This is a genomic window from candidate division KSB1 bacterium (assembly GCA_034505495.1).
Lineage (GTDB): Bacteria > Zhuqueibacterota > Zhuqueibacteria > Residuimicrobiales > Krinioviventaceae > Fontimicrobium_A.
The window spans coordinates 1-13181 of the sequence record JAPDQV010000010.1 but is presented as its reverse complement, the minus strand read 5'-3'; the positions used below and the strand labels follow the sequence as shown (position 1 = coordinate 13181).

The window sequence follows — 13181 nt, the reverse complement described above, 5'->3', positions numbered from 1 at the left end:
ATGGCGGCGCCGTCGATGAAACGGTTACCTTTCTGCAGACGCCGGAGACCGAGCGCGCCGAGCTGAACAGCATGATGGTTTACAAAATGGACAAGCGGACCGCCTTTATCACTCCTTCCTACGTTCTGCTGACGCCCGAGATCGGTTGGTACCCCCAGAGCGGAGTAACGGAAGGTAAATCGCTGCTGGTGCGCCGCAGAAAGAATTTTGCTCAGGTTTCGCTGCGCGTACAGACTGCCCCGCAATTGACCGTCATCAGCCAAGGCCGCGCCGAAAAATCCGGCAACGTCACTGTCTTCCGCCCGCAGATGCCGATGCCGCAGATTTCTCTGGTCATCGGTCCCTACCGCGAGCGCAGCGTAACAGTGGACAGCGTGACATTTCATCTCTATACCCATCCGCGCCACGAGTTTTTTATGCCGTTCGTTTCGCAGATCAGCGACACATTGCCGGCTATGATTCGGGACTTGAAGAACGGTTATGAAAAGCGGCTGGGCATCGATTATCCCTATCGCGACTTTTCAATCGTCGAGGCGCCGGTGCATTTTACTTCCTATACTTCCCCGTTGCGCGGCACGGACGAATTCATTCAGCCGATGATCGTTATGCTGCCGGAAAATGCCTTTTCGGTGATGAGCGCCGACTTTCGCGCCAACATGTTCCGCATGACCAACCGTTTTATGGATCGGAACCAGACCCTGTCGGAAAAGGAACAGCAGTACATAATGATTCAGCGCTTTTTCGAAAACACGTTTCTCTATCCTTTTACCGGCAGGTTCTTCGGACCGGTGTCCGTTTCGCGACTCTATTCCGTCTTTTCGAACTTTTACTCTTTTGTCAATTACATGGCCGAGGATGATTTTCCGCTTCTCGACGCCGCCACGGAAGTCTTTATGCGCAACAAGGTCGAAGTAGCCGGCGGCGGTTTTATGCGTTTCCGCTCCGGCTTGACCGATGAAGAAAAGGCGAATTTGGCGCTGCGCGATCAGTCGCTCGAGCAGATTCTGCAGCAGCCCAAGGATGTTACCTTGGCTCAAAATGCCTTCAAGACCAAGAGCATGGCGCTGTTTTACCGCCTGCAGGCCGAGATCGGCAAGGAGAAACTCGACGCTTTCCTACGCAGCGGCTTGATCGAGCATCGCCTGCGGGCGTGGCCGAACGGCGAATGGGAGGCCGGTCTGCGGGCGTTCGGCCTCGATTTCGCGCGGCTTTATCAGGAATGGCTGCGGCAGAACAGGACGCCCGGCTATACGTTTCACGACTTACAAAATTACTCCCTGGTGCAGGGTGAACGCACGCGCTATCAGGTCAAATTTACGGCCGCCAATCCGACGCAGGTCGACGGCGTGATCCTCGTTGACTTTCAGGTGCGCGGCATGGGCGGGCCGGGCGGCTTTGGTTTTGGGCCGTTTGGTCAGTCGACCACAGACTATCAGACCTTCATCAAGATCGCTGCCGGGCAGGCAAAGCAGCTCGCGTTCATTACCGATGAGGAGCCCCGCGCCATGACGATCAGCACTTCGGTCTCGCGCAATCTGCCGATGCAGATCGTCTATCGTTTCGATCGATTCCAGGAAAACCAGAAGGCGATGCCTGAAGTCGGTGAAAAGATCCTGCCGCAGATTCCAAAGAGCACCTCCGATACGGAATGGATCGTCGACAATGAAGATTCGGGCTTTCACATTCTTACTCCGCGCAAAACCATCCCGCTGCAAAAGCTCTTTAGAATTCGAGCGGAGGAAGAGGAAGAATATCAGCCCATGCGGCCTTGGCAGATTCCCGATTATTGGACCAAGACCATCAACTCGGACTTTTACGGCGAGATGGTGCTTTCCGCTCACTTTGTCAAGGCCGGAGACGGCTCGCAAAAGGTCGAATGGGTTGCTGAGCTGCCCGAGGCGGGTAATTACACCGTCTATGCTCATGTGGCGCCGATTCGTATGCGCGGGCCTATGGGACGCGGCCAGGATTTCGTCCAGGATCATCATTTCATCGTCCGCCACGATGATGGAGCTGAACAGGTGCAGGTTGACGCCCAATCCGCGCAAGGATGGACGAGTCTCGGGTCCTATTACTTTTCCGCCGGACCTGCCAAAGTGGAACTGACCAATCAATCCAAAGGACGCATTGTCATTGCCGACGCCGTAAAATGGGCTAAACGATAAGCACTGCAGATGAGGTACGGAAATATGAAAAAGTTGCTGCCGCTCCTTTTCTTTGCCGCCGCGATTTCGGTTGCTCAGGAACGAGCTCTTACGCTTCAGGATGCGCTGCAGATCGCTATGGAGAATAGTCCGCAAGTGCGACAGGCGAGGTTGAGTCTGGAACGCAGCAGCCAATCGCTTATGGCGCAGCGCGCTGCGCTCAAAACGCACTTTGCACTCTCGGTCAACCCCTTTTCCTACTCTCTCGATCGGCGATTCGATCGTCGCACAAACAATTGGTACGGCAGTGAAAACAAAAGCAGCTCTGCCGATCTGCGCATCAGCCAGCCGATCCTATGGACCGACGGTACTTTCAATTTGATCAATCGACTGCAGTACCTGGACGCATGGAGCGAGGTGACCAATAACCGCAGCCGAACTTACAGCAATAACCTCTATCTCAATTATCAACAACCGATCTTTACTTATAATCGCACCAAACAGGAGATGGAGAGACTGCAGCTCGATCTCGAAAATTCGAGCATCAATTATGCATTGCGCCGATTACAGCTGGAATATGACGTCAGCAGCAGCTTTTACGAAGTCTACCGCAACCGTCTGAATTATGCTATCTCTCAGGAAGAATTTGCCAACACCCAAGCGTCTTATCAGATCATCAAAAACAAAGTCGATGCCGGTTTGGCAGCGCGCGAAGAGCTTTACCAGGCGGAGCTCAACCTACTGAACAGTGAGTCCACCATGATGAACAACCGCGTCCAGCTCGACAATTCGCTCGACGCCTTTAAGAAACAGATCGGCATTCCGGTGACCGACTCTATATCGGTGATCGGCGATGTGGATCATCAGCCGGTCAAGGTGGATCTGGACAAGGCAATTCGCCACGGCCTTGCCAATCGCCTGGAATTACGGCAGCGCGAGATCTCTATTCAGAGCGCTTACCACGATCTCATCCAGACCATGGCGCTCAACGAGTTTAAAGGCAGCATCGATCTCACCTACGGCTTTATCGGGGTAAACAGCCGTTTCGATCAGGTTTACAACAATCCGGATAAAGACCGTCAGGTTTCGGTTTCCTTCGACATACCAATTTTCGATTGGGGAGAGCGCAAGGCCCGCATCCGCGCTTCTCAGGCCTCTATCGAAGCCGCCAAGGTGTCGCAGCAGGAAACCGAAGACGACATCATCATCTCCATTCGTCGTGCTTATCGGCAGCTTCTCAATTTGGAAAAGCAGATCGAAATTGCGCGGCAGAACGTCCGCAATGCGGAATTGACCTACGATATCAATTTGGAACGATACAAAAACGGCGATCTCACCGGCATGGATCTCAACCTTTATCAGACGCAGCTTTCCAATGCCAAAATTCAATTGACCGACTCGATCATCAACTACAAGCTGGCGCTGCTGAACCTCAAGATTCAGTCGCTATATGACTTTGAACGAGATCAACCGGTGATCGTCGAGATTGTTCGAGATAGAGATTGAAATTAAAGTAAACAACAGAACAGACTTGACAGCAGCACAAGGAGACGTGCGTGAAACGGAAATTTGGATTTTTGCTCTTAATTGCACTTTTGATTTCCTGCTCGTCACAGCAGACCGATCTCTCCTCATCGATAACCGTGCCGGTATCGGTGGAAGAGATTAAACTCAAACCGATCGAAGAGTTTGTCGAGGCGACAGGGACGGTAAGGGCAGTCAAAGAGGCTGAATTGACGGCGCAGACCGAAGGCTATTATCGCTTGGGCAAGACCAAAAGCGGCAGGCCGTTCGCTCTGGGTGACCGCGTCGATACCTCGGATGTCATCGTTTATTTGGACAACCCTGAGCTTATCAATCAGGTCAAAATCGAAGCGCTGGAGCTCAATTTAGAGATTTCCAAGAGCGAGTTCGAAAAGCAGAGTGCGCTGTATGAAAAGGGCGGTGTGACGCTGCGCGAACTTAAAAACGCCGAACAGGCATATATCGAAGCCCGCTACAATTACGACAACGCCAAGCTGCAGCTTGCCAAACTCAAGGTCAAGTCGCCTTTTGCCGGTGTGATCGTCGACCTGCCCTATTTTACCCCCGGCACCCGTATTTCTTCCGGCACCAAGGTGGCCAAGGTGATGAACTTTGAAAAGCTCTATTTGGAGGTGAACTTTCCGGGCAAATATTTGGGGATTATCAACGTCGGACAGCCGGTGCGCACGCTGAATTATACCATGACCGGCGATACATTATGGGGAAAGATCACTCAGGTTTCGCCGGCAATCGACGCGGACACCCGCTCGTTCAAGTCGGCCATTGAAATCGACAATCCTCAGCTCAAGCTCCGGCCTGGGATGTTCGTCAAGGCTGAGACCATCGTTGCGCGCAAGGATTCGGCCATTGTCATTCCCAAGCAGATCATCACGCAGTCGCGCGGCGCCAAGCGCGTATTTGTGGTCGAACGCGGAGCGGCGGAGGAACGACGTATTGTGACCGGCCTGGAGAATCCCACCGAAGTCGAGGTCGTCGAAGGGCTGCGGGTGAACGATCGCCTGATCGTCAAAGGTTACGAAACGCTGGCCAATCAGACGCGCGTGAGGATCGTACGTTGACGCTTTCTTTGGAACGTTTCAGCTGCTCGATGAGATCTTCAACACGCTCCATGATACGGCTGATCGTCTGCGGCGGCTCCCAAAGGTCGGCGTCCTCGACATCCCAATAGTCTACGGCATCCGCCCATTGCGGAAAATGTTCTTCCACGGCAGGCCGGTGTTCCCGCTCATTTAAGGCGATGATGAGATCGGCATCGCAGAAATCCTGCGCCTGCGCAACACGCGGCTCCCGCGAAGCGGCGCGCGGTGTGATGCCGAGCAATTCCAAGGCTTTGAGCGTCTCTGCTGAAATAACGGTGTTGTCCTTGGCAATCAGCTCACGCCGTAACGCGCGGGAATCGGCCTGCCAATCCAGCCTTTCCGACTCTGCCCTCGCATTAAAATATTCTTCCGCAAAACGACTGCGATAATAGTTTCCGGTGCAAAGAAAGAGAACTCTCATTTTCTCATCCCAAGTTTGAAAGATGAAAACCCTTTTGCGGAAAAATATATTTCTTGAATATATAGCCTGGCGAAGCTAATTTACAAACAGCAAAAAAACAGTTGCACTATTTGCGGGAAAATAGGCGGCTGTAGGGATAATGCACGCCGCCTCCTGCAGGCAATGACAATAAAGAAAAGGAAAAGGAATGGAATGGATCAACATTTCCTCCGTACAGTTTGAAGCATTACGCGACGAAAGCGGCGTCTGCATTGTGCCTCTCGGTTGCCTGGAAAGACATTCCGACCATCTGCCGTTGGGAACCGACAGTCTGCTCGCTTATCGGTTGGCCTGTTTGGCGGCCGAGATCGAACCGGCGATCGTCTTTCCGCCGCAGCATTATATGATGGTCGCTTCGGCCGCTGCGCATCCGGGCGCCGTCGTCTTTGATGTCAAGCAGGTCATCGCCGTGCTCGAACATTTGTTTACCGAAATTTCGCGTAACGGTTTTAAAAAGATCATTCTCTACAACTTTCACGGCGGTAACCGTAACGTCACGCCGTTGCTCCTTCAGAACCATTTGGCTCGCCAGCCGCTCGATTACATGCTTTATATGCCGAAATTCGATTGGGAGATCGAGGACGTTATCAAAGTCTATTGCGATTCTAAATTCGGCGGCCACGCCGACGAGTGGGAAACCAGCCTCATGCTTTACCTTTATCCGCACTTGGTAAATATGGCCGCGGTGCCGGAACCGCACGTCGGGCTGCCGCAGCACAGGCTGCAGGCCTTTAAAGAGGCGCAGATCAAAACGCCGTTAGACTTTTACGCCGACTATCCGACGCACTATGCCGGAGAAGCCAAATGGGCGAGTGCGGAAAAAGGTGAACGCGCCGCCAAAGTCATTGTTGAGCGTTTGGCGCGGGTGATTCGGCTGGTGCGTGATGACTCGGTTGCGCCGGCGTTGCAGCAGGAATTTGCCGAGCTGATGGGCAGAATCGGCTGAAATCCAAAGCCGGCGCGCTTTAATGGGCAGGCCTGCGAAGTATAGTGCGATCGCATTCTGAACGAAAAGCATGGTAGATAATCATTCGACGCTGCACCGGCGGTTAACAGGGCTATGATAATCGCAGGCCGAGACCGTCTTTGCCTTGGATTAATTCACATTTTTAACTATTTTTCCGCGACAATTGTAAAAGGAGAAACGTTTATGGACAGAATAAAAAAGGTTGTGCTGGCTTATTCCGGCGGACTCGATACATCGATCATCATTCCTTGGTTGAAGGAAAATTACGGCTGCGAGGTTATCGCCTTTGCGGCTGATGTCGGGCAGGAAGAGGAACTCGAAGGGCTGCAGGAAAAAGCCTTGGCCACCGGCGCTTCCAAGTGCTATATCGAAGACCTGCGTAAAACCTTTATCGAGGAGTACATTTGGCCGACTCTCAAAGCCGGTGCCGTGTATGAGGGCCGCTATCTGTTGGGGACTTCGTTCGCCCGGCCGCTGATTGCACGGCGTCAGGTCGAAATCGCTACGGCCGAAGGCGCCGACGCCGTGGCGCACGGCTGCACCGGCAAAGGCAACGACCAGGTCCGCTTCGAGCTCACTTATAAGGCTTTTAATCCGAAACTGCACGTCATTGCGCCGTGGCGGGAATGGAACATCCGCTCGCGCGAGGATGCCATCGCCTATGCCGTCGAACACAACGTGCCCATCACGGCCACCAAGGAAAAGATCTACAGCAACGACCGCAATATCTGGCACATCAGTCACGAGGGCGGCGACTTGGAGGATCCTTGGAACATGCCCAAGGAAGAGATGTTCAAGCTGACCGCCTCGCTGCAGAAAGCTCCGGACAAGCCCGAGTTCATTCAAATCGATTTCGAAAGAGGCGTACCGGTGGCCGTAAACGGGGATCGGTTGGATTCCGTTTCGCTGCTCAAGACTCTCAACAAGATTGCCGGCAAGCACGGCATCGGTCGCGTGGACGTAGTAGAAAACCGCCTGGTCGGCATGAAATCGCGCGGCGTGTACGAAACACCCGGCGGTACGCTGCTTTTCATCGCCCATCGCGAGCTGGAAAGTCTGGTTCTCGATCGCGATACCATGCATTTCAAAGAAATGATCGCGCCCAAATATGCCGAGCTGGTCTATAACGGTCAATGGTTTACGCCGCTGCGCGAAGCGCTCGACGCTTTCGTCGAATCGACGCAGCAAAATGTCACCGGATCGGTGCGGCTGCAGCTTTACAAAGGCAATGTCGTCATTGCCGGGCGCAAATCGCCTTATTCGCTCTATCGCGAAGAGTTGGCCACCTTCGGCGAGGAGGATGTGTACGATCAAACCGACGCCAAAGGGTTTATCAATCTGTTCGGGTTGCCGATCAAGGTTCGCTCGCTCGTTCAGATCGATTGGGGCAAGAAAAAAGATTACGAAGAGCCGGATTATTCGATCTTTAAGCGGGACTGAGGATGGCCGACAAAAAAATATGGGGCGGGCGGTTTGCCGAAGCGACCGATCCGTTGATGGAGGCGATCGGCAATTCCTTGTCTTTCGATCAACGGCTTTTTGATGCCGATATTGCCGTCAATAAAGCCTGGGCGCGGGCGCTGGTCGGCGTCGGCGTCTATACGGCTGCGGAAGCCGAGCGGGTCTGCGCCGCATTTGATGCCATTCAGAGCGATTTTCATGCCGGTCTCCTCAAGTTCCCGCCGGGCGCGGAGGACATTCATTCCGCGAATGAAAAGTGGTTGACGGAGCGGCTCGGAGAATTAGGGGGGCGCATCCACACCGGCCGCAGCCGAAATGATCAGGTGATAACCGACCTGAAGATCTATCTGCGCGAGCAAAGCCGTGAATTGCAGGCTTCCCTCCGTCGACTCCAGCAAGCCTTGCTGGAACGCGCCGAGGAACATGTCGAAACCGTTTTTCCGGGTCAAACGCATTTGCAGCAGGCGCAGCCGGTTTCCTTTGCGCATTATCTCTTGTCATTTTTCTTTCAAATGCAGCGCAATTTTGAGCGTCTGACGGAATGGCGGAAACGGATGAATACGCTTCCGCTCGGCTCCGGCGCCGTCGCCGGCAGCGCCTTTCCGGTCGACCGCGGGAAGCTGGCCGAAGAATTGGGCTTCGATCGCCCGTCGGAGAACAGTATCGACGCCACTTCGGACCGCGACTTTGTCCTCGAGTTTGAATATCTCTGCGCTCAGATCATGGTGCACCTTAGTCGCCTGGCCGAAGATCTGATCATTTGGTCGTGCGAGGCCTTTCGCTATGTGCGCGTCGCCGAGGCCTACGCTACAGGCAGCAGCATGATGCCCCAGAAACGCAATCCCGACTCGCTCGAGCTCATCCGCGGTAAAACGGCCAGGGTAATCGGCAACCTTGTGCAGGGGATGACGCTGCTGAAAGGCGCGCCGACCGCTTACGTACGAGACCTCCAGGAAGACAAGCCTGCAGTTTTCGATTCGCTAGACCAGACGACCATGTGCATCGAACTGGCCGGCCGTGTAATCCGCACGTTGGAAATCGATAAACAGGCTATGCTTCGGGCTCTCGATGCCGTTTTGTACGCCACCGATGTGGCCGACTATTTGGTGCGCAAAGGCTTGCCGTTTCGCGAAGCGCACGCAGTTGTCGGTCAATTGGTGCGCGAAGCAGAATATCAAGACTGCCCGTTGAATCAGCTTCCTCTTGATGTCTATCTAAAGTTCTCACCTCTGTTTGCCGCTGACGTATTTGATCTGTTCGACCCTGCGGCATCCGTTAATCGCCGCAGTCTAATCGGCGGAACGGCCTATAAAGCCGTTCGCGAGCAGCTCGCATTGGCGAAAAAAATGATTTTTGGGAAGGAGGCCGATGCGGCCTAAGTTTTCCCCTTTTTATTGATTGGAGTTAAGAAAATTACTGGGAATTTAGATTCGCCGAAAAAAGTTTCACGGTTTGTAATTAATACACTTTTGTAACAAATTGATATTTCCTTTTCGCTTTGTGTCGAACAGATTTTCCTTTATATCCATTTTGTCATAGGATTATCCCCCTTGTCGCGCATGGTTTGGTGCCTTTTATTACCTGCTGATTGGCCGGCGACAATAATCTTTTTGTAAATAGGCCCATTTTGCGTGGCCGGACGATTATCCTTATACTGGAAAGGAGGTCGTTACGTGGATTTAAAGATGACAGCTGCCGAGGAGTTGCGGCGGCGCCGCGAGGAACTGGCGGAAGCCGTCGTTGCGCTGCAATATGCAAAGCAGCCGGATGTGTGGCGGCCGTTTGGTGATCGCGGTCTGGAGACAAGCATCCGCGACGCGGCATATCATTTGATCTACCTATCTGAAGCTGTCCAAGCCGACGAACCGACTCTGTTTACCGAATACTTGTCCTGGGTTCAGTCTCTCTTTACCCATCTGCCTCTACCTCCGGAAACGTTGCCGGTTACTTTAGAATGCATGCAGGAAGTGCTGAACACAACGTTGAAAGAAAATCTTCTGTCGGTTGTACGGCCGATTCTGGATGCAGGCATAGAATCCTTGTCATCGCGGCGGACCGATCCCTCCGAGTTTTTACCGGATGGGCAACTGGGCGAAAAAGCGCGCTCCTATCTCGATGCGCTTTTGGCAGGGGACCGTCTTACGGCCGGGCGTATTGTTATGGACTTGTTACAGAGCGGCACGCCGATTAAACAAATTTATTTGGGAATTTTTCAGCCGGTGCAACGGGAGATCGGCCGATTGTGGCAGAACAACCGCATCAGTGTGGCGCAGGAGCATTTCTGCACCGCCGCCACTCAAACCATCATGTCGCAGCTTTATCCTTATCTTTTTACCGGAGAAAAGAAATCGAAAAAGCTCGTTGCCTGCTGCATCGGCGGGGAGCTCCATGAAATCGGCGCCCGCATAGTGGCCGATTTCATGGAGATGGAAGGGTGGGACACCTATTTCCTAGGCGCCAATACACCCGCTGAAAGCATTTTAAAAGCTCTAGGCGATCAACGAGCTGATCTGCTGGCGGTTTCCGCGACCATGACTTTTCACGTCAGTCGCGTCGCCGATCTTATTCGACAATTGAGGGAAAGCCGCCTGGCTGACGTGCCGGTGCTGGTCGGCGGGTATCCCTTTAATATTTCCCAGAATTTATGGCGCAAAGTCGGCGCCGACGGCTGGGCGCCGGACGCCGAAAGAGCCGTGGCTGCAGCTGAACAGGTTATTTGCAGATGAGCGATGCAATCGGCATAGCCTTTTTATGCGAACCAAGCGGAATAGTTCGGCAGGTTCTTCGCAATACATTTGCAACCGAAGCAGAGAATTGGATCGGTCGTCCTTTTCCGACTTGTGCCGTCAAAGGCTCGGTGGAAAAGGCGCTGTCATTCCTCAATGAAATCAAGCAAAAGGGAGCCGCTTTCGATTGGGCGATCAATGTGCTGCTCGACGGCAAGGTGCAGACCCTGCATTTTGCCGGCGGCATGCTTGGAGAAACGCTGCTCGTCGTCGGGGCGCCCAACGGCCGTTTTGCCGCCGAGCTCTATGAAGAGATGTTGCGCATGAACAACGAACAGACGAACGTTTTGCGGCAGGCACTGAAGGCTCTACCGAAAGAAAGAGAATTCTTGTTCGATGAGATCAGCCGGTTGAACAACGAGCTGATCGCCATGCAGCGCGAATTGGCGAAAAAGAACGCCGAGCTGCAGCGGCTCAATGAAGAAAAAAACCGTTTCCTCGGCATGGCCGCCCATGATCTGCGCAACCCCCTGCACGCCGTTCTCGCTTACAGCGATTTTCTCATGGAGCATTTGGCGGACGACAAGTGTCGCGAGTTTCTCCGGGTTATTCGTAATTCCAGCCTGTTCATGGCGCAGCTGATCGACGATCTGCTTGATGTGGCCAAAATCGAATCCGGCTATCTAAACCTTGACTATACCGCATTTGACCTGGCCGATCTCGTTCGACAAAATGCGGCCGTTCATCGTTTTTTTGCTGAACAAAAGAATGTTGTGATTAACTATGACCTCGAGCCGATACCGATGGTCGGCGATGCCGCCAAACTACAGCAGGTGCTCAACAATCTCATTCGCAACGCCGTGAAATTTTCTTACCACGGAGGCAGGGTTGAGGTTTCGGTGCATCGACTGGAGGAAGGTGCCGAGCTTGTCGTTCGCGATTACGGCGTCGGCATGAGCGCCGAAGAACAGGCAAATCTCTTTAAACCCTTTGTCAGAGGCAAGCCGGGAACTGATGGAGAAAAAAGCACGGGTCTGGGTTTGGTGATCGTCAAGCGCATCATTGAGGGACATGGGGGAGAAATCAACCTCTATAGTAAAAAAGATGAAGGCACTTCTTTTCGCGTCATTCTGCCGCTTCGACCGAAGGAAGTGTAATCTTATTGATCGAGGAAAAATTCATGAAAGAGACTGTTAAAATAGTAGTCGTTGATGACGATGCGGCGATTGTCGAGATAACCTGTAAACTGCTTGAGCAGGCGGGCTATCAGACGTTTGCCGCCTATAATGGGAGAGAGGCGATCGAAGCGGCCAAGGCGCTGCATCCGCAAATGATGTTGCTGGACGTCAATCTGCCGGATATAAGCGGTTTTGAAATCTGCCGACAATTGCGGAGCGATCCGCAATTTGAAGAGATGTTTATTGTCATACTTTCCAGCACCTACACGGACAGCGAAAGCGCCGCCAAAGGGCTGGAACTGGGCGCTGACGGCTATATTTTTCGTCCTATCGGCAACCGAGAACTTGTAGAGCGAATCAAAGCCTATCTTCGCATTCAACAAGCGGAGCAGCGCCTGAAACGAATTGCGCAGGAATGGCAAACTACATTCGACAGCGTCAATGACGCGGTTTTTCTGACAGATGCTGATGGAAGCGTTATCCGCTGCAATCGCGCCGCTGCAGAGTTTGCAGGCAGGCCTGCCGGTGAACTCATCGGCCGCAAGTGGTGGGAAGTTGTGCATCATCTTGATCAAAAAATCGATGATTGCCCCTTGTCCGATGTGCGCGAAACGTTGGAACGTCGTTCGATCGTGCAGGAAATTAATGGCCGTCGGTTTCATCTTTCCGTAGATCCGGTGATCGGCGGCGATGGCCGCTTCATCGGCACCGTCCATGTGATCACAGACATCACTGAGGAATTTCAGATTCAGAATGCGCTGGCCGAAAGAGAGCGTCAGTTAAAGACGCTCCTCAGTAACCTGCAGGGCATGGTCTATTCCTGCCTCAACGATGAAAATTGGACCATGATTTTTGTCAGTCAGGGGGCGCTCGATTTGACGGGCTATGCACCGGAAGAACTTTTGCATAATCGGGTAATTTCCTATGAATCCATTATTCATCCGGACGATCGCGCAGAGGTTCGGAGAATCGTTAATGATGCTCTGGCCAAACAACAGTTGTATGAGCTTGAATACCGCATTATTACAAAGAATGGATCTATTAAACACGTTTGGGAACGCGGCCACGGCATTTGGATCGACGGAAGGCTTAACCATCTGGAAGGACTGATTACCGATATTACCCAACGCGTTAAAGCAGAAGAAGATGCCAAACGAGCTGCGCGGGAGTTCCAAGAAATTATAAATTCGACCAACGAAGCGATTTTTATTGACGACGCCGCCACCGGTAAGATGATCATGGTCAATGACCGCACTGTAGAGATGTACGGTTACAACTGCGCGGAAGAAATTCTTGCCGGAAATATCGGCGACCTCAGCGCAAATATTCCGCCTTTCACCGAGGAAGAAGCTCAGCGCCGTATTCGCCTTGCCATCGAAAAAGGACCGCAGACCTTTGAATGGCTGGCGAAAAGGAAAAACGGCGAAATTTTTTGGGTCGAGGTGAGTCTGAAAAAGACCGAGATCGGCGGCAAAGGAAGGGTGCTGGCGGTGGTGCGCGACATTTCCGAGCGCAAGGCCGCCGAAGAAGCTTTGCGCAAAAGCGAAGAGCAGTTTCGCATGATGTTCACCCAGCACGGCGCCGTTATGCTACTGATCGACCCAAATGACGGCCGCATCGT

The 13181-nt window shown here is 53.0% G+C and carries 10 protein-coding genes; 9 read left to right on the top strand and 1 reads right to left on the bottom strand.

All coding sequences use genetic code 11. From position 1 onward, the window contains the following. From ONB24_06130 to ONB24_06120, 3 genes are all read left to right on the top strand, one after another. A partial coding sequence (locus ONB24_06130; GenBank protein MDZ7315684.1) for a hypothetical protein occupies positions 1-2165 on the top strand: 2165 nt, incomplete at its 5' end. Between the two features lie 24 nt (positions 2166-2189). Continuing rightward, positions 2190-3650 carry a TolC family protein gene (locus tag ONB24_06125; protein ID MDZ7315683.1) on the top strand — a complete coding sequence of 487 codons (1461 nt, stop codon included), beginning with the start codon at positions 2190-2192 and terminating at the stop codon, positions 3648-3650. Between the two features lie 50 nt (positions 3651-3700). Beyond that, positions 3701-4747, top strand: coding sequence for an efflux RND transporter periplasmic adaptor subunit (locus tag ONB24_06120; GenBank protein ID MDZ7315682.1), 1047 nt, complete (start codon positions 3701-3703; stop codon positions 4745-4747). Here the strand turns inward: ONB24_06120 and ONB24_06115 are convergent. Further along, positions 4695-5189 (bottom strand): low molecular weight phosphatase family protein, encoded by a 495-nt coding sequence (locus tag ONB24_06115; GenBank protein ID MDZ7315681.1) that lies wholly within the window; start codon positions 5187-5189, stop codon positions 4695-4697. The genes ONB24_06120 and ONB24_06115 overlap by 53 nt on opposite strands. 187 nt (positions 5190-5376) lie before the next feature. On the opposite strand from ONB24_06115, the gene ONB24_06110 reads away from it, so the two are divergent. The 6 genes from ONB24_06110 to ONB24_06085 all read left to right on the top strand — a co-directional run. Continuing rightward, the gene (locus tag ONB24_06110; GenBank protein MDZ7315680.1) at positions 5377-6174 is read left to right on the top strand and encodes a creatininase family protein; all 798 of its coding nucleotides are present in this window, start codon (positions 5377-5379) and stop codon (positions 6172-6174) included. A gap of 204 nt (positions 6175-6378) precedes the next feature. Beyond that, positions 6379-7635, top strand: coding sequence for an argininosuccinate synthase (locus ONB24_06105; GenBank protein MDZ7315679.1), 1257 nt, complete (start codon positions 6379-6381; stop codon positions 7633-7635). Positions 7636-7637: 2 nt separating this feature from the next. Further along, positions 7638-9035 (top strand): argininosuccinate lyase, encoded by a 1398-nt coding sequence (gene argH / locus ONB24_06100; protein MDZ7315678.1) that lies wholly within the window; start codon positions 7638-7640, stop codon positions 9033-9035. Positions 9036-9329: 294 nt separating this feature from the next. Continuing rightward, entirely contained in the window at positions 9330-10382 is a 1053-nt protein-coding gene (locus tag ONB24_06095) for a cobalamin-dependent protein (GenBank protein ID MDZ7315677.1), read from the top strand. Next, positions 10379-11539 carry a HAMP domain-containing histidine kinase gene (locus tag ONB24_06090; GenBank protein ID MDZ7315676.1) on the top strand — a complete coding sequence of 387 codons (1161 nt, stop codon included), beginning with the start codon at positions 10379-10381 and terminating at the stop codon, positions 11537-11539. The genes ONB24_06095 and ONB24_06090 overlap by 4 nt, the downstream gene beginning before the upstream one ends. 23 nt (positions 11540-11562) lie before the next feature. Next, a partial coding sequence (locus ONB24_06085) for a PAS domain S-box protein (protein ID MDZ7315675.1) occupies positions 11563-13181 on the top strand: 1619 nt, incomplete at its 3' end.

Coding starts and splice junctions, on each gene's coding strand:
- ONB24_06125 (MDZ7315683.1), top strand. CDS start 2,190: ATGAAAAAGTTGCTGCCGCTCCTTTTCTTTGCCGCCGCGATTTCGGTT.
- ONB24_06115 (MDZ7315681.1), bottom strand. CDS start 5,189: ATGAGAGTTCTCTTTCTTTGCACCGGAAACTATTATCGCAGTCGTTTT.
- ONB24_06105 (MDZ7315679.1), top strand. CDS start 6,379: ATGGACAGAATAAAAAAGGTTGTGCTGGCTTATTCCGGCGGACTCGAT.
- ONB24_06110 (MDZ7315680.1), top strand. CDS start 5,377: ATGGAATGGATCAACATTTCCTCCGTACAGTTTGAAGCATTACGCGAC.
- ONB24_06090 (MDZ7315676.1), top strand. CDS start 10,379: ATGAGCGATGCAATCGGCATAGCCTTTTTATGCGAACCAAGCGGAATA.
- argH (MDZ7315678.1), top strand. CDS start 7,638: ATGGCCGACAAAAAAATATGGGGCGGGCGGTTTGCCGAAGCGACCGAT.